At 33.4% G+C, this 21,765-nt stretch carries 11 protein-coding genes; 4 read left to right on the top strand and 7 right to left on the bottom strand.

Features of this window, described 5'->3' with window-relative positions; all coding sequences use genetic code 11:
- Window positions 1–196 precede the first annotated feature (196 nt).
- The 3 genes from D1818_RS13055 to D1818_RS13045 all read left to right on the top strand — a co-directional run bounded on the left by D1818_RS13055 (window position 197) and on the right by D1818_RS13045 (window position 6,564).
- Complete coding sequence (locus tag D1818_RS13055; protein WP_118459447.1) at window positions 197–5,725, top strand: alpha-2-macroglobulin; 5,529 nt, start codon at window positions 197–199, stop codon at window positions 5,723–5,725.
- Between the two features lie 139 nt (window positions 5,726–5,864).
- Window positions 5,865–6,257 carry a GNAT family N-acetyltransferase gene (locus D1818_RS13050; RefSeq protein ID WP_158596910.1) on the top strand — a complete coding sequence of 131 codons (393 nt, stop codon included), beginning with the start codon at window positions 5,865–5,867 and terminating at the stop codon, window positions 6,255–6,257.
- 16 nt (window positions 6,258–6,273) lie between these two features.
- Window positions 6,274–6,564, top strand: coding sequence for an antibiotic biosynthesis monooxygenase (locus tag D1818_RS13045; RefSeq protein WP_118459445.1), 291 nt, complete (start codon window positions 6,274–6,276; stop codon window positions 6,562–6,564).
- 104 nt (window positions 6,565–6,668) lie between these two features.
- On the opposite strand, the gene D1818_RS13040 is transcribed toward D1818_RS13045, so the two are convergent.
- The 5 genes from D1818_RS13040 to D1818_RS13020 all read right to left on the bottom strand — a co-directional run bounded on the left by D1818_RS13040 (window position 6,669) and on the right by D1818_RS13020 (window position 15,485).
- A complete protein-coding gene (locus D1818_RS13040) occupies window positions 6,669–8,417 on the bottom strand; it encodes an alpha/beta hydrolase-fold protein (RefSeq protein ID WP_118459444.1) in 1,749 nt (582 codons plus the stop codon).
- A gap of 164 nt (window positions 8,418–8,581) precedes the next feature.
- The gene (locus D1818_RS13035) at window positions 8,582–9,706 is read right to left on the bottom strand and encodes a DUF695 domain-containing protein (protein ID WP_233558510.1); all 1,125 of its coding nucleotides are present in this window, start codon (window positions 9,704–9,706) and stop codon (window positions 8,582–8,584) included.
- Between the two features lie 207 nt (window positions 9,707–9,913).
- On the bottom strand, window positions 9,914–10,249 hold the full coding sequence (locus D1818_RS13030) for a hypothetical protein (RefSeq protein ID WP_118459442.1): 336 nt from the start codon (window positions 10,247–10,249) through the stop codon (window positions 9,914–9,916).
- 269 nt (window positions 10,250–10,518) lie between these two features.
- On the bottom strand, window positions 10,519–12,741 hold the full coding sequence (locus D1818_RS13025; protein ID WP_158596909.1) for a response regulator: 2,223 nt from the start codon (window positions 12,739–12,741) through the stop codon (window positions 10,519–10,521).
- Between the two features lie 527 nt (window positions 12,742–13,268).
- A complete protein-coding gene (locus tag D1818_RS13020; RefSeq protein ID WP_120752398.1) occupies window positions 13,269–15,485 on the bottom strand; it encodes a response regulator in 2,217 nt (738 codons plus the stop codon).
- A gap of 272 nt (window positions 15,486–15,757) precedes the next feature.
- Here D1818_RS13020 and pbpC point away from each other — a divergent pair, with 272 nt between their 5' ends.
- Window positions 15,758–18,106, top strand: coding sequence for a penicillin-binding protein 1C (gene pbpC, locus D1818_RS13015; protein WP_370449369.1), 2,349 nt, complete (start codon window positions 15,758–15,760; stop codon window positions 18,104–18,106).
- 76 nt (window positions 18,107–18,182) lie between these two features.
- On the opposite strand, the gene D1818_RS13010 is transcribed toward pbpC, so the two are convergent.
- Window positions 18,183–20,447: a heparinase II/III family protein gene (locus D1818_RS13010; RefSeq protein WP_118459438.1), complete on the bottom strand. Its 2,265-nt coding sequence runs from the start codon at window positions 20,445–20,447 to the stop codon at window positions 18,183–18,185.
- Window positions 20,448–20,736: 289 nt separating this feature from the next.
- The gene (locus tag D1818_RS13005; RefSeq protein ID WP_147406109.1) at window positions 20,737–21,642 is read right to left on the bottom strand and encodes a hypothetical protein; all 906 of its coding nucleotides are present in this window, start codon (window positions 21,640–21,642) and stop codon (window positions 20,737–20,739) included.
- Window positions 21,643–21,765 lie beyond the last annotated feature (123 nt).

Here is a 21,765-nt window from a genome sequence, read left to right as displayed (position 1 = left end):
CTCGTCCAGAAACAGAGTTATACTAAATCTAAGAACTCATCTTAAGTAGTGTTTTTCGACCGAAAAGTATTACTTAAGATGAGTTTTGAGTATAATTAATACTATTTATCCATTAAAATTTAAAATTCACTATTTTCAGGGGATAACTGCATTTAAAAATGTCTTACATTTATGAGGTCAACTAAATTCACTCAATATGCGATTATCACGTATCCCGTATCTTTTCTTTTGTATTGTATTTGTTTTTTCTTGTAAAAAGAAAGATGCTAAAGCCATAGCCGAAGCAAATGCATCAGAACTTAATAAATATCAAGAGTATATTTCAGATGTATCTACTGGAGTAATTTCGGTTCTGGATAATGTATACGTGGTTTTACAAACACCTGTAGAAGGCTGGGATGATAACCAAGAACTTTCTAATAAAGTACTTTCGGTTTCTCCAAGTGTAGAAGGAAGAGTGTTCGCTGTAAATAATCAAACAATTGCTTTTCAACCAGAAAAAGGTTTTAAGGAAGATACAGAATACACGTTTACTCTAAATTTAGATGGTTTAGTGAAAGATTTAAAGGATGAGCTGGATGGAAATTTTGTTTTTAGCGTTAAAACATTAAAACAACAGTTTTCTATAATTACAGATAACCTGCAATCTTATAGTAAAGATTGGCAATATATTAGTGGAACAATTTCTGCGAGCGATCAATTAAGTTTTGATACAGCAAAACAGCTAATTACGGCTACACAAAAAGGTAAAAATGTTCCAGTTACTTTTGGAGAATCACTTGATAAAAGCCGTCAGTTTAGTTTTAGAATAGATAGTATACAGCGTTTTGAAGAAGACTCGGAAGTAGCCATAAAATGGTCAGGGAAATCATTTGATATAGATACAGAAGGAGAAGATGTGCTAAAAGTGCCAGGAAAGAATAATTTTTCTGTAATTAGTGTTTCTGTTTCTAACTTTGAAGGGCAATATGTAGAGATTAATTTTTCAGATCCGTTGAAAAAAAATCAAAACTTCGATGGTTTAGTAACAATCGCAGGAGCAAAAGATCTAAAATATACAGTAAAAGGTCAGAATTTAAAAGTATATCCAAAACAAGAACTAAAAGGAACATTAGAGGTAACTGTTTTTGAAGGGATTAAAAGTATCGACAACTACAAGCTAAAGAATACTTATTCCGAAAACATTTCGTTTCAGCAACCTAAACCAGAAGTTAAATTATTGCAGAGCGGAGTAATTCTGCCAACTTCAGAGAATCTAAAGTTTAATTTCGAAGCAATAAACCTGCGTGCAGTAGAGGTTCAGGTGGTTAAAGTATTCGAGAATAATGTGCTGCAATTTTTACAGAATAATAATCTTGATGGCTCAAGTAATTTAAGAAGCGTGGCGAGACCAGTTGCTAAAAAACTAATTAACCTTCAGGAGAATGCTTCGTTAAATTTAAGTAAATGGAACGCTTTTGCTATTGATTTAAAAGAATTGATTTCGCCCGATCCGGGAGCAATATATAGAGTGGAACTAAAATATAAGAAGGTATATTCTCTGTATAAATGTGATGGAGCGGCTGCAGATGAAACCTCTATTGATGAACTTTCTGAGAATTATGATGACGAAGAAGAGGAGTCTAGCTTTTGGGATAGTTCCCAATATTACTATGATGAGTATTATGATTATGATTGGAATGAAAGAGACGATCCCTGTAGCAACTCGTTTTACAGAAATAAAAAGGTTGCAGCAAATGTATTGGCCTCCAACCTGGGAGTAATTATAAAAAAAGGATTAAATAATTCATATACAGTTACAGTTAATGATATCCTTACCACAAATCCAATTCCTAATGTAAAAGTTGCCTTTTATAACTATCAGCAACAAGAAATTGGAATTGCTACCACAGATGCGCAAGGTATGTCAGGATTTGATGCTGATAAACCTGCATTTTTTGCTATTGCTACATCAGGCAAACAACAAACTTATGTTAAACTGAATGATGGTAATGCATTGTCGGTTAGTAAATTTGATGTTTCTGGAGTACGATTGCAAAAGGGAATTAAAGGATATATCTATGGAGAACGAGGCGTTTGGCGCCCTGGAGACACTTTATTCCTTTCATTTATGCTTAATGATAATGCAAATAAACTACCAAAAGGTCATCCAGTTAAATTTGAACTAAAAGATCCTTATGGAAAAGTAATACATCAGGAGACCAAGACAGAAGGAATTGGTAATTTCTATAAATTTATAGTAGAAACTTCTGATGAAGCACCTACCGGAAACTGGCAGGCCAAAGTAAATGTTGGTGGAGCAAGCTTTGCTAAATCATTAAAAATTGAAACGATTAAACCCAATCGCCTTAAGATCAAAGCAAATTTTGATGATGAAGTACTAGGAGCAAATAAGAGTATAACAGGTGATTTAGAAGTACTATGGCTGCATGGCGCTGTAGCTAAGAGTCTTCAGACCGATATTAATGCGCGTTTTAGCCCGAAGAGGACCAGTTTTAAGACATTTCCTGGATATATCTTTGATGATCCATCAAGGAGATTTGGGACAGATGAACAAGAAGTATTTAGAGGTAAACTTTCTTCGGAAGGAAAAGTGAATTTTTCTATGAAACCAACATTAGAGAGTAAAGCAGCTGGAATGCTTAGAGCATCATTTATAACCAAAGTGTATGAAACCGGAGGCGATTTTAGTACTGATGTTATTTCGAAGGACTTTTCACCTTATGAAACCTATATTGGATTAAATGTTCCAAAAGGAGATAAAGCAAGAGGAATGTTACTTACAGATACGCAGCATAATTTTGAAGTAGTTTCTGTGGACAAAAAAGGAAATCCAAAATCAGTGAAAGACCTGGAAGTTTATGTTTATAAAGTAAATTGGAGATGGTGGTGGGATACTTCAGAAGATAATCTATCCTCTTACAATCGAGGATCATATCGTAATGAAGTATTTAAAACTAAAGTAACAACTAATAGTAGTGGTAAAACCAATTTTAATTTCGAAATTAAATATCCAGAATGGGGAAGATATCTGGTAAGAGTTATAGATCCGAATGGAGGCCATGCAACGGGAAAAGCAATTTACGTAGATTGGCCAGGTTGGGCTGGTAGAGCTAATAAAAATGATCCATCTGCAGCAACGATGTTAATGTTCTCTGCTGATAAAAGCACGTATAATGTTGGAGAAACGGCAATAGTGACATTTCCATCCAGTGAAGGGGGAAGAGCTTTGGTTACCGTAGAAAATGGTACTGAAGTATTGTCATCATTATGGGTAACTCCACAAAAAGGAGAAACCAAATTCGAATTACCAATAGAAGACCTGTATACACCAAATGTATATATACATATTACATTATTACAACCACATAGTTCTACCGCTAATGATCTACCCATACGATTGTATGGTGTGATACCTATTTCTGTAGAAAATCCTGCTACAAGAGTTAAACCTGTTGTAAAAATGCCAGATGTTTTACGTCCGGAAGAAACAATTGATGTAAAAATTAGTGAAACAAGTGGAAAAGCGATGACCTATTCTATAGCGATTGTGGATGAAGGATTATTGGACCTAACAAGATTTAAAACGCCTAATCCTTGGAATACTTTCTACGCCAGAGAAGCATTGGGAGTAAAAACCTGGGATGTATATGATGATGTAATTGGAGCATACGGAGGAAGTATTAACCAAATCTTTAGCATCGGAGGTGATGGAGAAGCTGGCGGTAGTAAGTCTAAAAAAGCAAATCGATTTAAACCAATGGTTGTATATAAGGGACCCTTTGAACTTAAAAAAGGAGAAACGAAGTCTCATAAAATCAAAATCCCAAAATATATTGGTTCCGTTAGAACCATGATTGTAGCTTCGGATGCTACAAATGCAGCTTACGGAAGTGTTGAAAAAACCACTCCTGTAAGAAAACCATTAATGGTATTGACCTCGATTCCTAGAAAAATTACACCAGGCGAAAAAGTGACAATTCCTGTTACCGTTTTTGCCATGGAAAACAAGGTGAAGGATGTCAATGTGACTCTAAAACCTAATAAAGGATTTACAGTTGTTGGAGAGACCAGCCAGCGTCTTAATTTTTCGCAACCTGATGAGAAAATGGTCTATTTTGACATAGAAGTGATAGAAGGAGCTTCGATTACAGATATAGAAGTGGTTGCTAGCGGAAATGGAGAAAAAGCGTCTTATAGTATTCCTATTGATATTATCAATCCAAACCCAATGACTACCGAGATCACCTCGATAGTTTTGGAACCAAATAGTGAGCAAGAGTTAGATTTTGCATCTTTCGGGGTGGATGGAAGTAATAGTACTACGATCGAACTTTCTTCGTTACCACCTATGAATTTTGAAGGTAGACTAAAGTATTTGATTCGATATCCTCATGGGTGTGTCGAGCAAACTACATCAGCAGCATTTCCGCAGTTGTATTTAGGGGATGTATTTACATTGCCTTCTGAGAAGAAAAATAAAATACAGCGTAATATGGAAGCTGCTATTTATAGGCTAAAAAGCTTTATCCAGCCCAATGGAGGAATGTCATATTGGCCAGGATATAGTAACGCCAATGATTGGGGAACGAGTTATGCGGGACACTTTTTACTGGAAGCTAATAAAAAGGGATATGTATTACCAATTGGATTTAAAAGCAATTGGATTAATTACCAACAACAACAAGCAAAGCGATGGAGAAGCGGAGGTAGTGATCTTGCGCAAGCATATAGATTGTATACGTTAGCTTTAGCAGGAAGCCCTGACTTGTCATCTATGAATAGATTAAGAGAGACATCTAACCTTTCTAACGATGCTAAATTAAGATTAGCTGCAGCCTATGGATTGATTGGACAGAAGAGTGCAGCCGACAAATTATTGAATAGTTCCAATATTGATTTTCAGCCAAGAAAAAACTATTACCATACCTATGGATCTACAAACAGAAATCGAGCCATGGCGTTGGAGACATTGGTGTTATTAGATCAAAAAGCAAAAGCACAAAAAGTGGCAGAAGCATTGGCTAAGGAATTATCTTCAAAACGTTGGATGAGTACCCAAACGAGTTCATACGCTTTAATGGCTATGGCTAAATATGCAACCTATGTAGGAGGGAAGGGAATAGAAGTTAATTACACACTTAATGGAAAATCCAATAGTGCAAATACCAATAAAACTTTACTGTCTTCTGGTGAATTATCTATTACTAAAAATAATAAGTTATTGCTTAAAAATAATAAGGAGAACACCATTTTTGTGCAACTGGCAACTAGCGGAATCCTACCTGTTGGTCAGGAGAAAGTGATACAAAGTAATTTTAAAGCGATTGTTGACTATAAAAATCGAGATGGAAGAATCATTGATGTTACTAAGTTATCTCAAGGAACCGATTTTGTGGCAGAAGTAACGATAACCAATACTTCTGGAAGTAACGTAAAAGATATCGCCTTAACAGAGATTTTTCCATCGGGATGGGAAGTGGTTAATACTCGTTTCACCGATTTCGGGTCTTTTAGGACTAACAAAGTCACCTATACAGATATTCGAGATGATCGTGTTAATTTCTATTTTGATCTAAAGCCAAAAGAAAGTAAAACAGTAACACTACTTCTTAATGCTTCGTATTTAGGAAAGTATTATTTACCAGGTATTCAATCCGAAGCTATGTATGACAATGATTATTTGGTTCGTACCAAAGGTAAATGGATTGAAGTAGTGAAATAGTATATAGTTGGTAAAGAATCGTGATAGTTTTGTTATTCCAGCGTCTCACACTGAGCCTCCTCCTGAGGCGGACACGGTGTCGAAGTGTAGGCTGTAATCCATTCTTTATTGGGGATATATAATATTCTATTCAAAAATGATGCAGTATACTATTAATAACAAAAACCTTCCGGAAGTGGGAGAACTTAAAGGTCTTTTTGAGCAAACTAGTTGGGCAAAAAATCGATCATTAGAAGGTGTTGAAAAGCTATTACAAAAAACGGAAGTATTTGTAGTAGTTCGAGATACGAATACGGAACAACTTATCGGATTTGGGCGAGCACTTTCGGATGGAGTTTATCGTGCTTTGTTAGACGATATTGTAATAGAAGCTAGTTACAGAAAAAGAGGTTTGGGAAAACGTATTGTTCAGGAATTATTGGATCAGTTACAGGATGTCGAGCAAGTATTTTTGAATACAAAACCTGAATTGGAGGTTTTTTATAATGAATTTGGCTTCACTAAAACTAAGGCATTAACAATGAGTTTATGATGATACATTTTATAAAATGATATTAGAACAAGCAATTTTATATATAAAACAAGGAGAATCTAAGACCTTCGAAAAAACCTTTGGCGAAGCTCGAAAAATTATTTCCTCTATGAAGGGGTTTATCAAGTTAGATTTGTTAAAATGTGTAGAAGAGATAGATAAATACTTGTTATTGGTATCATGGGAAACGATAGAAGATCACGAGATTGGGTTTAGACAATCATCAGAATATCAGGAATGGAAACGATTATTGCATCATTTTTATGATCCATTTCCAATAGTTGAACATTATAAATCAGTTTTTTGATAAGAACCGAACTTAAGAATTTGTTTTAGAAACTCATGACTGCTATGTGTATCATAGCGGATGAAAATCATACCTAGTCATTGACTTTTTCCACCTAGAAAAAATTAATACCTCCAACTTTTCAAGTCGGCATCTTTAGGAGCAACTTTATAAACTTTATCACCGTATTTTTTGATAAACATACGGTGATATCGCAGCCTACTAATATGATTTCCATTATCGTGATCGCCATTCCAGCAGTGTTCTGCTCTGTCGCCATAATCTACTTCACCATTATAATAGGGAGCAGTGGTTTCTGATAGGACTTCTTCGGCTAGATATACTGCATTGTTTAGATAATAATTGTCCATATCACCGCAATACAAATGAATTTTATTTTCCCAATCCTTACCGTTTTTTGCCCAGTCTCGTTTCAAAATATAAGAGAGGTCGTAGTTTTCTTTCCAATATGAAGCTACTTCTTTATCTATTTCTCCAGTTAGGCGATCCCAGATTCTTTTAGGATAGCCTTCTTCATCTAATGGCGAATACGTTGCTTCCCAAATATCCCATTGTTGTCCTGACCGAGCCTTTGTACCCAATATTAATTCTCGGTAATTCATGTCTTTTAAGCTAGCATCTACATTTCCTAAATAATCTCGATGACCAGGAACCAGTGTTTTTTTGAATGTACCTTCTTTGTAGTATGCATTTTTGTCTTCGTATATATTCACCAAACAATATGCTCTAAAATCAATTGGGTCCGGACAAGCGGCAAAACACATCCCATACTCTTTGGGATATTTTACCTGTACGGCAAGAGACTCCCATCCACCAGTACTTCCTCCGTAAACAAATCGTGACCAACCTTCTCCTATTCCTCTAAATTGTTGCTCGATATGCGGAATTAGCTCATAGGTAATCGCATCTCCATATGGTCCCTGTGCGGCACTATTTACAGCATATGAATCATCATAGTATGGTGTTGGGTGTTGGATTTTGATTGCAATGACTCTAGGGAAATCAGGACCTGTCCAGGTTTTATAAAAATCATACGCTTCTTGCTGGACCATCAAATTATATCCTTCAACATTAAAACGCTCACTGTATTCCGACTTTAAATTGGGATCGGGTGGAGTCATTCGAAACCCTCCAAAATCTTTCGGGAAATGCCCGTGCATGATAGCAAGCGGATATTTAACATTAGGGTGTGTTTCCCATCCTTCGGGCAACAGTATATGAGCTCCCAAATACATATCTCTTCCCCAAAAATCGCTCAATAACTTGCTTTTAATTTTTATATGCTTTACATACTTTGTGTCCTCAGGTTCGGAGATTGGAGGTATTTTCTGATCTAATTTTATAGCGATAGAAGGAAATAACCCATTCTTGATTGTGACTTTTTGAGGAGTAGAATATAGATTGCCTGGCGCTTTGTTCCACTGTTGTCCTTCACCTCTGTCCATAGGTAATTTCACTATATGTCCATCAGCCCTTTTAAAGGTTTCGTATTTGTGAAATAAGACTTGTACAAAGAATTCACCTGATGGTAGTTCTTTAAAACTACGAATTGGATATCCAAATGCTTCTGTGTCAAACTGCAGCGACTCTTCAGGTTTCCAGTCGTTAATATCCATCCCAAAGGCTTGACAAGTTTTGGAGTCGTCCCTGAGCTGAAATCTAGGTTCTGTTTCGATTTGTTTTGAAATCAAAACAATTAACCTTCCATCCAATGCTTCATGATAATGTTCTGTTGGAAAGGAAAATTGGATATATTCTGAAGTATCAGGATTAGAACAAGAGAAAAAAAATAGGGTAATAGGAAAGATAACAAGCAAGAATACATTTGTGGATGTGATGTCAGGTTTTTTCATTTTGTTGTTAGTTTTGATATATACTTGATTTGTGTTTTGGATTTTTTTTAAAATAGGACTACGCCTAAATATTTATTCAACCTTCTTTATAATAACGTCTCTTGTATGTTGCGTTTACTGGCCACCAAGGTAGCATATGCAATATACAAATTGTTATTTCCTTTTTAATTAGTTATAAACCTATTAAATGATTGCCAATATTTATCTTTATAAATATCAAAGTCTATTTCAATTATATTTTTGTATTCTTTTTTGATATTGTGGAGAACTTTAGATGGTTTTCTGAAATCAATACAGGTAAAGTAAATCTCCCTTAAGGAATCGGCAGTTTGCCTGCCTATATTTAAATATCCATCAGAATCTTTTAAATCAGATATTACTTTGTCTTCAATTTCATTGAGTAATTGATATTCCTTTTCGTTTGGCATTCCGTTATTTCCTTTTCCATCATATTTAATTTCGACTACTGCAACCCAAGGGTGAGATGCTTTACAATCCCAGTTTAATAAATCTGAATTTACTATTGCAAGTAATGGAAGTCCATTTTCTAATGTAGCTTCTAGGCTTGAAAAGTTATCATCATTTGTATTATGTCTTAGTCCTTTATATTTCTCAATAAATTCCTTCTCTCTCCAAATTAGAAAATCTTTCAATTTTGAAATTGAGATAAGTTCTTTCTCTGCTTGATCCTTTGGAATTACTTTCAAATTGTCAATAGTAGTCACCGAGTTTAATTCTCCAAGATAATTGTCGAGAAAAATATAAGTACCATTTATTATAGTTGATTGGTCCTTTTCATTGTACTCATCATGAACAATTACAATCTCAATTTCATCAGGATAGTTTTTATGGTCAATAGAATAAAAGGATAGATTTTCACTATCAAAAGTATAGCCTGCCATTTCTATACTTACATTTTTTATGTCAATTGCTGGTTTTAAAGCAGTGAATTTCCAGTTTGTCATTTTAGGAGCGGTTTGAACAAGCTCTTCTACAAAAACAATATTTTTGATTACTCCATCAGGTGTGATAACTAGTTCTGAAATATTTTCTTCATACATTCCTGCTAAATACCAAAATCCGTCTTTTAACTCGTTCAGTTTTGGTGCTAGTTTGTCAAAGAAATCACGTTTAATATTTCCTTGTTTTTTGAGAACGTTATGGAATTTTTTTTCATTTTCCAGAAACCAATCCCAAAACTCAGAGTATGAGTTTATTGGCTGTTCTTTTGTATTGAATAGTGATTTTAAAAAACTCATATTTCTTATTGATTCTGATTTTTTACGCATTGCATCTAACGGTTAATATATGTATCATAGCAAGGCAAAATGTTACCCTATTTTCGACAAAAATTGAGCACTGATTGTTAACCTTATCTTTTTACAAGCATTATGGCCTGTTAAATATATAATAATCATTCGATGAATTATCTAGTTGCTAATGATCACATATGTCGTGTTGTATAAAGTTCTTTTTTTAGGTATTCGTTTATCAAGTCAGTAGTTAAATATTGCGCCACTTGCATCAAAAGTATGTGAAGAGTCATTTCTTTTAACTTTATAAATCATTTCTCCTTTGTGCTTAAAAATAGAATCGCCAACAAAAAATGAGATATGTGCATTTTGCACAAAAGTATTCCAAATTTGGAATGTATCTTTTCGCTCTGTCACCAGTAAAGAATAGCCGCCTTTTCCAGTTTTGGTTGCGATAATCAATCCTTGTATTTTAATAGCTTTTAATTTCTCATAATTCTCTTTAGGAGTTTGAGAGCATGAATTGCATATTATTAAAGTTAACAATAGTATAGATATTTTGAATATTTTATCATTCATAACTAATCTCCATTTTGGACTATTGATTATATTTTGGTAATGTTATACAACAGGGGTCGCATACGTACTAACACACATATTTCTTTTATATATCCAATTGTAACCGCTTACGAACATATAATAAACGTTTAATTTTACGGTTCATTTTTAGTATACATTCAGAAAGTAACATAAAATTCCCTACATTACAAAATAAGATTGATACGTACAAGGTATTTTGTTTTATTTCATGTATTAAGAATAAGGTCTGATATGGTAAACTTGGATGTTTAGGTATTCTTCTCAAAACTGTTAGCTATCAAATTTCTATGGATAGCATCTCTAAGATGGTTTTTGTTTAGCGGTTTATTGATGAGGTCATTCATACCAGCTTTTTTACATTCGTCACCAACTTCGCTTAATTCTGAAGCGGTTAAAGCAATAATAGGAGTCGTTGTATCATATTTACGAATTTTTAATGTAGCTTGCATACCATCAAGCACAGGCATATTAATATCCATCAGCACTAAATCAAAACGCTGGCTTTTCAAAATCTGCACGGCTTCCAATCCATTTTCTACCATCGTACAATCACAACCAATGTTTTTTAGTAGGTTCTTAGTAACCAATTGATTTACCTTATTATCTTCTGCAACTAGAATTTTTGCGGAGATACATTCTGTTTTTTCTGGATTTTGCGAATCACTTACGAAATCATTTAAACAATCTTCGATCTCCACATCTAAATCAAAATAAAACATAGAGCCTACATCTTTTTTGCTTTCGAAGTGAATCTGACTACCCATTACCTGAACGAGATTTTTAACAATAGATAAACCTAGACCAGTTCCTTGTTTATTATCATATACACTCCCGATTTGAGAAAACTCTTCGAATATGTATTCTTTTTGGTCTTCTGGTACTCCCATACCAGTATCTTCTACCTCATAACGAAGTCTAATAGTTTTGGCATCTATTGATAAAGGTTTAATTCGAAGCCAGATTTTTCCTTTATCCGTAAACTTAATGGCATTTCCGATTAAATTAATCAAAACTTCAGATATTCGTAATGCATCAATGTTAACTAGTTTAGGGATACTATGGTCATGCTCCAAAATTAATTCGTTATCCTTTTTTTGAGCCTGGTACTCAAAAGATTGTAGAATGTTTTGAGATAATGAAAATACATCTGTGGGAGTCTTGATAAGCTCTTTTTCTTCGGAGTCTATCTTGCTTACTTTTAGTACTTTATTTACTAAATCGAGCAAGTAATCTGCAGAAAATTTCAATGAATTAAGTAACTTTTTATCTTTTTCCGTTTTTGGATTATTCTCTAATAGAATTGAAGAAATCCCAACGACACCATACAAAGGAGTTCTTAGTTCATGACTAATAGTGGATATAAATTGCGATTTAATCTTACTTAACTGTTCAGCTTGTAACGTAGCTTCTTGGAGTTCAGCATTTTTGATTTCCAGAATCTCGGATATTTTTTTCTTAGATTCATACCCTCTGTAATAAAAGAAAACAATTCCTGCCAATAAAAGTAAGCCAACGAAAGAAATATAATTAATAGTCTTGTTATTATTGGCAATGTTTTTTAATAACTGTTTTTCTCTTCCGGCAGTTTCTAGTTCTTGTTCATACTGATCAATTTTGAATTGGGTTTTTGCCGTTTCCTCATTTTTTATTCTTGCTTCTTTAAAAACCTTGAGTTCACTTTCATAGAACTTTTTTAAATCGGCATTTGCTTTGGGATAATCTCCAAAATTTTCATACATCTCTGCTCTATATTGATAGAAATAACTTTTCCCCTTTTGCCAGGATGCTTCTTCGTTTTCCAGAGTTTGAAACATTTTCTCAAAGTTTTCTTCGGCTTTTTTGAAATTCCTTAAATACGCATAATTACGTGCTCTAACAAGATGTAATGAGCTTTTACCTAATATGGCATCTTGATGAATCGTACTAGCAATACTATCCACTTCCTTTAGATAAGGGGCAGCGTCATCAAAGCGATTCAGATCCATATAGGTCCAGATCAAATTGGTAAGCGGAATGATAAAGTTGTTTGGGGGTACCTTACCTCTTGCGATATCTACTCCTTTTTTATAATAAATCAAGGCATTTTCATAGTCTTCATTATCCTCATAATATAGATTAGCTAGGCTTTGTAAAATATAGGGTAATAATCTTTTAGATTCAGATTTATCGCTGTATTCCAGTGCTTTTTGCAAATTTATTTTCGCATTTTCATAGTCAATAATTTCGTATTGAACATTACCTATAACAAAGTAAGAATGAGATAAGTAATGATGATGATTAAGTTTTTTTGCAATAGTAGTGGCCTTGAAAGCTAATTCTAGAGCTTCGTACATCTTGTTCTCTATCATTAACTTCTCTGATGTTCCGATAAGAACTTCTAAGGTGTCAATTCTCTCAAAAGACGGTTTTTCTTGCGAAAAGGAAGTTAGAGAAAGAATAAAAATAAATATGTAAATAGTATTTCTTTTCAAGGCAAAACAATTTTTGAAAAAAATAGATATAGTAAACAAAAAAGTTTCATATCCCATTTTATATTATATAAGCCACAATATTTCGAGTTAGATTTGAACAGAGTTTTACAGCTAAATTGTTTTTAAGAGTCATATAATTTAATGAAATTAAAGGGTTTTTCTGTTATAATTTAAAGGAAAACTAATGATTATACATTCTTATTTGTTGTTAAAAAGGGGATATTTCCTCTTTTTTTGACAAGTGTAGTTGAATGAATTAAACATGTTCCGAAACCTAGTACTAGAGAATTAAATGTAAGGTCATTACAAAACTTTTAAAGTGGTTCAAAAGATTATTTCTATGAGTAGATTTATGAATCTTGACTTACTTAATAGGTATAGGAAAATGATAAATACTTACTATAGTTTACGGAAAACAACATGAAATAATGAAATTATATTTAAACAAAGAAGTATCAAGAATGGAAATGTTTCTCACATCATTTTATTAACCATTTGTTGTTGTTAAATACTGTGAGACTGTTTTTTTAGATTTCGTTTTCAGTACTATTAATGATTAAGTTTTTATGGATAGCATCTCTAAGATCGTTTTTATTTAGTGGTTTATTGATGAGGTCATTCATACCTGCTTTTTTGCATTCGTCACCAACTTCACTTAATTCTGAAGCAGTCAATGCAATAATAGGTGTAGTTGTATCAAATTCCCGAATTTTTAATGTTGCCTGCATACCATCAAGCACAGGCATATTAATATCCATCAGTACTAAATCAAAAGTCTCGTTTTTCAAAATTTGTACAGCTTCTAATCCGTTTTCTACCATTGTACAATTACAGCCAATGTTTTTTAATAGGTTTTTAGTAACCAATTGATTCACCTTGTTATCTTCTGCAACCAGGATTTTTGCGTAGATACTGTCTGTGTTTTCAGGGTTTTTTGAATCATTAACTATATCATTTAGACAATCTGCGATCTCCAAGTCTAGATCAAAACAAAACTTGGATCCTACACCTTTTTTGCTTTCGAAATGGATCTGACTACCCATTACCTGTACGAGATTTTTAACTATAGATAATCCTAAACCAGTTCCTTGCTTATTGTCATATACACTACCGATTTGAGAAAATTCTTCGAATATGTATTCTTTCTGATCTTCTGGTACTCCTATACCGGTATCCTCTACCTCGTAACGAATTCTAACAGTTTTGGTATCTATCGATAAAGGTTTAATTCGGAGCCAGATTTTTCCTTTATCCGTAAACTTAATAGCGTTTCCGATTAAATTAATCAAAACTTCAGATATTCGTAATGCATCAATATTTACTAGTTTAGGGATACTATGGTCGTGCTCCAGAATTAATTCGTTATCCTTTTTTTGAGCTTGGTACTCAAAAGATTGTAGAATGTTTTGAGATAAAGAAAATAGATCTGTAGGAGTCCTGGTAAGCTCTTTTTTCTCTGAGTCTAGTTTGCTTATTTTCAAAACCTTATTAACTAAATCGAGCAAGTAATCCGCAGAAAATTTTAGTGAGTCTATTAATTTTTTATCTTTTTCTGATTTAGTGCTGTTTTCTAATAAAATAGAAGAAATACCGACTACACCGTACAATGGAGTTCTTAGTTCATGACTGATAGTGGATATAAATTGTGATTTAATTTTACTTAGCTGTTCGGCTTGCGCTTTAGCTTCATGGAGCTCTGTATTTTTTACTTCAAGAATTTCACTAATTTTTTTCTTAGATCGGTAGGCTCTAAAATAGAAAAATAATACTCCGATCAATAGTAATAGAGCTGCAGAGGATATAAAAATAATAATTTTGTTGTTCTTATCAATGTCAAGTAATAATGCTTTTTCCCTTTTGGCTGCCTCAAGCTTTCTTTCATATTCATCTACCTTAAATCTGAACTTTGCAATTTCCTCATTCTTGGTTTTTGCGTTTTCAAAAACTTTATGTTCATTTTTTAATAATTTTTTAAGATCCTGTGCAGCTTTGAAATAGTCTCCTATATTCTCATACATTTGAGATCTGTAGTCATAAAAATAACTTTTACCTTTAACCCAGTAGCTTTCTTTTTCTAATTGTTTCAAAGATTCGCTAAAAGCTTGTTCAGCTTTACCGATTTCTTTATTGTTAGAATAGTCTCTTGCCTTAAGAAGGAACAAGGAACTTCTGTCTACTTGTAAGCTATCAGGAATTGTTTTTTCAATACTATCTGCTTTTTTAAGATAAGGCCTTGCTTCGTCAAATTTATTTAGATCCATATAAGTCCATATTAAATTATGTAAAGTAATCTGGTAATTATCTGGATAACGTTCTTTATTAGTCAGTTCTAGTGCTCTTTTGTAATAAACCAGAGCATTTTTGAAGTCCTTATTGTCATCATAATATATATTAGCAAGACTATGTAATATGGCGGGGAGGAGTATTTTATCTTTTGTTTTTTCTGTATATTTTAAAGATTTTAGTAGGTTTTTTTTAGCATTTTTATAATCTATGATTTCGTGTTGAATTGTTCCCATTATCATATAGGAACTCGATATGTAATAATTATCTTGTACTTCGTGTGCATAGCTAACAGCTTTAAATGCGTATTCTAAAGCCTTATACATATCATTTTTGTAGCTTAACTCTTCTGCAGTTTTTAATAAGTAATCAATGCTATCATTTTTTTTAAAAGAAACATTTTCCTGTGATAAAGAAGAATAGGAAATAAAAACAATGAATAGAAAGTAATATTTTTTCAACACAAAAAACAATTTTATTAAATGAATAACAGCCCTAAAATGTACAGATGCTTATTTGTGGCACTTGCAGTAATTGTTATTATCAAAAGGATTCGTGTGAAGAATAATACCTGATAAATGCAAAATGTCTAAGTTAGGGAATTTATGCATTCTTTTGATGTAATTAAGAAAGAAAAATGTACGAAAGGAATTTTTTCATAGACTATAAAGAATCTTTTATTTACATAAATTTTAGTACCATTGTCTAAATATATTAATTGACAGTAATAGTGTTGAATACTCTTAAAAATTATATAAAGAAACACCCTAAGCGATTCGTTATTATTGGAATATTAATGATTTGGTACTATTTCTCCTTACCAAAACCATTGTTCGATGACCCTACGGCAACCGTAATCGAAACTAGAACAGGTGAATTATTAGGGGCTAAAATTGCTTTAGATGGGCAGTGGAGGTTTCCGGAAACAGATAGTGTTCCGGAAAAGTTTAAACATTGTATACTCGCATTCGAGGATCAACAATTTTATAGACATGTTGGATTCAATCCGGCTTCTATGATAGAGGCTGTAAGCGAAAATATAAGGGCAGGCAAAGTGGTGCGCGGAGGAAGTACCATAACACAGCAAGTAATACGGCTGGCACGAAAAGGACAAAATCGAACTTATTTTGAAAAATTAATTGAATTAATTCTATCCACAAGACTGGAATTTGGAACTTCTAAAGAGGAAATTTTAAAGCTTTATTCTTCTCACGCGCCTTTTGGAGGTAATGTTGTGGGTGTTGACATGGCTTCTTGGAGATACTTTGGCCTTCCAGCACATCAATTATCATGGTCAGAAAGTGCAACACTAGCCGTTTTACCCAATGCTCCATCACTAATTTATCCAGGAAAAAATCAACTAAAGCTATTAGAAAAAAGAAACCGATTACTCAAAACGTTATTAGAACAAAAAACAATTGACTCTATAACCTACGATTTATCTATAAGTGAATCATTACCAAAAAAACCATATAGTCTTCCGCAAACTACACCTCACTTACTAAATCGACTAGCTAGAAAAAATAAAGGAAAGCGATTACAAACTACAATTGATGTATCATTACAACAGCAGGTAAATCAACAAGTAAAAAGGCACTATAACATTTTACGCCAAAATGAAGTATATAATATGGCGGTTTTGGTATTAGATATAGAAACTAGAGAAGTTTTAAGTTATGTAGGTAATACACCGACAGATAAGTCGCATCAAAAAGATGTAGATATTATTCAAGCTGGTAGAAGTACAGGAAGCACATTGAAACCTTTATTGTATGCCGCTATGATGGATAAGGGAGAATTATTACCAGAACAACTGGTATCCGATGTACCTACCGTTATAGCCGGATATGCTCCGATGAACTATGATGAAACCTTTAGCGGGGCTGTTCCAGCAAATAGAGCTTTGGCGCGTTCATTAAATATACCCGCAGTTAGATTGTTACAACAATATGGATTACAGCGATTTCGAGATGAATTACACGCTTTTAGAATCAATGACCTTTCGTACAGTGCCGATCATTATGGATTATCACTAATTGTTGGTGGTGCTGAAGGAAATCTTTGGGATTTATGTAAGACCTATGCCGGATTTGCAGGTACATTAAATCATTATGAAAACACCTCTAGTGAATATTTTGCAAATGAATTTGCAGAACCTGTAATTCTTGCTGATAAAAAGGTTGATTTTGGTAAAAAAGTAATACAAAAACCAAAATTTGGTGCGGGAAGTATTTGGTTGACTTTTGAAGCTATGAAAAAAGTGAATCGTCCTGAAGGTGATGAAGCATGGGAGTTTTACGATTCGTCAAGGGAAATTGCATGGAAAACAGGAACTAGTTTTGGTAATCGAGATGCGTGGGCGATTGGTGCTAGTAAAGATTATGTAGTAGGTGTTTGGATTGGTAATGCAGATGGAGAAGGTAGACCAGAACTCACGGGATTAAACTCGGCGGCACCTGTTTTATTCGATGTAATTAATTTATTGCCTAATTCTAAATGGTTTCCTGCGCCATATGATGATTTGGTGCAGGTAAATGTTTGTAAACAAAGTGGATTTTTAGCAGGAAAAGAATGCCCGAGTAAGGAAATGTATATTGCTGCTGCTGGAACTAAATCAAAACCTTGTCCATATCATCAATTAGTGCATTTAGATCCCACAAAACAATATAGAGTGAATTCTTCTTGCGAATCAGTAGATACTATGATTCATGAACCTTGGTTTGTATTGCCTCCTTTACAGGAATATTATTTTAAAAATAAAAATGCTGATTATCGATCGTTGCCTTCCTATCGATCAGATTGTACAAAGGAATTGTTAGGAAGTATGGATTTTATTTTCCCCAAAGGGAATAGTAGCGTCTATTTACCCAAAGGATTTGATGGTAAAACAAATGAAGTAGTTCTTAAAATAGCACATACACAACCAGAAGTGAGAGTGTTTTGGTATATAGATAATCAATTTGTAGGAGTCACCAGACAGTTTCACGAAATGGCTGTTAGACCAATGCCTGGAGAACATCTTATTACCGTCCTTGATGAAAAAGGAAATGAACTAAGAAGAAAGATAGAAATCAAAGAATAAAAGCAAATCAACAATTGATTTTTTTGAAGTATTAGATGCTGCTTATTTCTTAAACGTGTTAATGAAAAGATCTAGATTATAATAAAGAACATTTAAGTATATCTCCTGGTTTTAGTGTGACTTTTCCTTTTGTAATTTCTCCATTTAACAGTTGTTTTTTTACTCCAGATATATTGATTTGTATTTCCTGATCATCAATAGATTGTATAATTAACTCTTTGGAGGTTTTTTTGACAAAAACATCGATGACTTCAGAAAATGTAATTTCAATGTTTTGTAGAGAAAGTTGTTCTGCATCAAAAAATAAGGAGGAATCCTTGTTGGATAAAGAAATTACATTAGGACCTTTAGCGTTCCAAGGAGATGTATTTAAAATCCAATCTTTAATTTTTGGAGTAGTTAAACTTTCATCAATGCGATCAGAATATCGAGAAAAAGGATATACTAGAGTGATAAAACTAAAAGTGTTATGGTCGTTTTTCGAAACCACAGACCATTGTTTTCCACGAGCTCCAGAAGAAATAACAGTATCTACTTCCCGAAGCTGAAAAATATCACAACCACTACCATCATCAAAAGAAGATCGTAATAGGTCAGGAGTATTTTCTTTAGAGTAATGCCCTTGCCAGACTTGTTTGTAAGAATGGGCTTTTTTCGAATTAAAATTGTCTTTAATAATCCAAAAATCATTTTTTATATATACAATTTGTCTGCTGTATCGAACACCTATATTTTCAAAACCATTATGACTGCCCATAAATACATCCAAATCATCTGTACTTTTCCATGCGATTGTTTTAGGTTTTGGTAATAGTTTAAATTTTCCGAAACCACTACCTCCTTTGTTAGATGTATATTCTTTGCCTTGTAATTCATCATCGACCAATGCTACATTTTTAACCATAGAGTTTTTAAACAATTCGAGGTCTTTAAGAGAATAACGTACTTGATAATTGGGTAAAATTACGTGACCATTAGCCATTGCCTGTATACCCAACATATCGCCATGCTGATGATCAGGTTTTTTATCATCTAATCCAGAAGAAATTATCATCATATTATCTTGATGATCCCAACCTTCTCTCATGATATAATATCCTGTTTCAGGAAATGTCGATGATCTGAATTTAGGAGCTTGTTTTTGTATATTTTTCAATAAGTTTAGTTGCTGTTGGTTTAAGAACCAATACGTGGTAGCATCTACAGTGTTTTTGGCAAAATACCCTATAAGAGGATCTTCAAAAAGTAAATATCCTAAAGTTAATGTAGCAGAGATATCATTTTTTTCTGCCCAAGGGATGTCTGTATCATCCTGCAAAACAGGTGCAGAGGTATCGGGATAGGCAATTTTGGAAAGCGTTATAAAAAGTGATTTTAGACGATTAGTCCAGAGTTGATCAATTTTGATATCACTAATTTTTGCTAGCTGATATATGTAATAATAATTATTAATATCGCTCATATGGTAGTGTACAGAACGCTCAAACTGAAAACCATCTTCATTAATTTCTTTGTCTAAGTGCTCTTTTAATAAGGTCATGGAATGAGTATACCATTTATCAGTATCTACAAAATCACGAAGAAGAATAGAAATAATGGCCAATGCAGATAATCCTCTGGTTTGGTGATTACCCGATTTAAAAGCAGCATTTTTTTCAAATAAATGAGCACCATGTTGTAACAATGTTGCTATGGTTCTAAGTTGATCAGCGTCAGAATAATGTTTTTGAGATAAAAACATGGCATGAATGCGAAACCAATTTAGTACTCTGTATCCAGAACGAAAGGCTTCATATACACCGTTTCCATCAACTATTTTTTCATATTTCTCTTGCTCAAGAGCCTGATTGAGCGATTGCATTTGGTTCGTAAAATAACGAAGTAACGTAGTATCTTGGTTTGAATAATGATACTGAAAACCAATATCAACCATCTTGTGTTGCCGCGCTAAATGTCTTAATGCATAGGCATTAACAGGTTTTCCGTTAAGGTAGTTAAAAGGGAGTTTCCAATGGGTAGCATCAGAAAATTTAGAAATATGATCGTTTGCTCTTATCTGGTGGTATTGTTTTCTTTGCGGATATATAGTATTATACTCATCAAATCGATTATTAAATGTTTTCCAATCATAGAAATAACGTTTAGAAAATTGATTGCGAAGATACTCGGCAAGACGTTTTTGCGATATTTTCTTGGTAGGGTCTAATTCTTTTTTGACATCTTCTCTTAAGTAGTCATATAACGATTCATTTGTAATTACTTTGTTAATAGGGATTTGTTGAGAATACATATAAAAGGTACTACAAAATAAAAACAGAAGTAATGTTGATTTAGATGTCATTGGAAATGGGTTTTTGACCAGGATTAGTGTGTGTAACCCTTTTACAGCTCACTAAGGATGTGTTTAGGTATTAGATTCATATTAACGAAGCTACGAAATATTGTGCATTAGAGGAGTTTCTTGTTTCCGCAACAATATGACTCAGCAGTTAATCGAACTAGTTCTAGCCAGAAGATTGGAATTTGGAGCTTCCAAAGAAGAAAGATAGAAATCAAAGAATAATATCATAAAAGTAGCCATAGAGTAACTCCAATTCTATGGCCACTTTTTTAATCTAAGAATAGAATAGTTATAATGAAGAATACACTAAGCCAAAACTTAATGCAGATTCTTTGCTAAAATTACGACCATCTAAAGTTCTTGTATAACCAGTAGAAACCCCCAGTTTATTCTTATATATGGGAATATATAAATTAAAAGAAAGGTTTGTGAAATCTACTTCGGTTTCTGGAAGTATATTAGGACCTCCTGCTTCGGCAAATTCTGGCGTTCCAATATCTAATCCAGACATAGAGTCCTGTATTTCTAAATTAGCGTGAACGTAGAAGAATGGATTATAATACCCTAATTTAAATCCGTATAACACAGCATTAGGGATATCAAAATCTTTACTATCTCGATTACTGTATCCTACTTGAACTTCAGTAAAAATGCTAAGCGGACTGATATAGTTTAGGATTATTGCACCATTGATAGTTGTTGCTTCATTTCCTAAAGAAAGTACGCCTGCTCCTTCATAATCACTTACTGGAAATGTAATCCCTGCAGCTCCACCTAGCGTAACTTTAGAATTACTATTTAAAGGCTTTTCGAAAATTTTTGCTTTTGCAAAAATTCCTAAATCTTGAATACCATCTACCTGATCTGTTTGTTGTACAGGATCAAGAACACCATCTTGACTTTTGGTAGAAATATAAGGTAATGTTACTACTGTGGATAACCAATCATTAACAGTATAAGAGGCGTATAATGAGAAGATATAAGAAGAAATATCTCCTAATCCGGCAGGGTTTCCTTCTGATAACTCAGAACCTCGATAAAACTGATCAAAACTTTTGTAGGAATAAGTCGGAGCAACAGTCAATGTTTTTTTTTCCGAATAAAATCCATTGATTGGAAACTGAGCGATTGCAGTAAAAATTGGGCAAAATAGCATAAGCCCTAAAATGTAGCGCATTATTGATTTGTGTAACATGAAATATATTTTTAGGTTAATAAGACGTTTTAGACGGGAAATATCACCTAGGTTAACACGTAAAAAATGCAAAGAATATGTTAATTCAAGTACTGTTATTTTCTAAGACTTTTTTTTATTGAT

It is taken from the genome of Aquimarina sp. BL5, assembly GCF_003443675.1.
GTDB lineage: Bacteria > Bacteroidota > Bacteroidia > Flavobacteriales > Flavobacteriaceae > Aquimarina.
This window is presented reverse-complemented; position numbering and strand designations above follow the sequence as displayed.

What these genes read in the sequence shown, in the direction of transcription:
- D1818_RS13030 (WP_118459442.1), bottom strand. Translation starts at nt 10,249, where the DNA reads ATGAATGATAAAATATTCAAAATATCTATACTATTGTTAACTTTAATA.
- D1818_RS13040 (WP_118459444.1), bottom strand. Translation starts at nt 8,417, where the DNA reads ATGAAAAAACCTGACATCACATCCACAAATGTATTCTTGCTTGTTATC.
- D1818_RS13055 (WP_118459447.1), top strand. Translation starts at nt 197, where the DNA reads ATGCGATTATCACGTATCCCGTATCTTTTCTTTTGTATTGTATTTGTT.
- D1818_RS13005 (WP_147406109.1), bottom strand. Translation starts at nt 21,642, where the DNA reads ATGTTACACAAATCAATAATGCGCTACATTTTAGGGCTTATGCTATTT.
- D1818_RS13050 (WP_158596910.1), top strand. Translation starts at nt 5,865, where the DNA reads ATGCAGTATACTATTAATAACAAAAACCTTCCGGAAGTGGGAGAACTT.
- D1818_RS13035 (WP_233558510.1), bottom strand. Translation starts at nt 9,706, where the DNA reads ATGCGTAAAAAATCAGAATCAATAAGAAATATGAGTTTTTTAAAATCA.
- D1818_RS13045 (WP_118459445.1), top strand. Translation starts at nt 6,274, where the DNA reads ATGATATTAGAACAAGCAATTTTATATATAAAACAAGGAGAATCTAAG.
- D1818_RS13010 (WP_118459438.1), bottom strand. Translation starts at nt 20,447, where the DNA reads ATGACATCTAAATCAACATTACTTCTGTTTTTATTTTGTAGTACCTTT.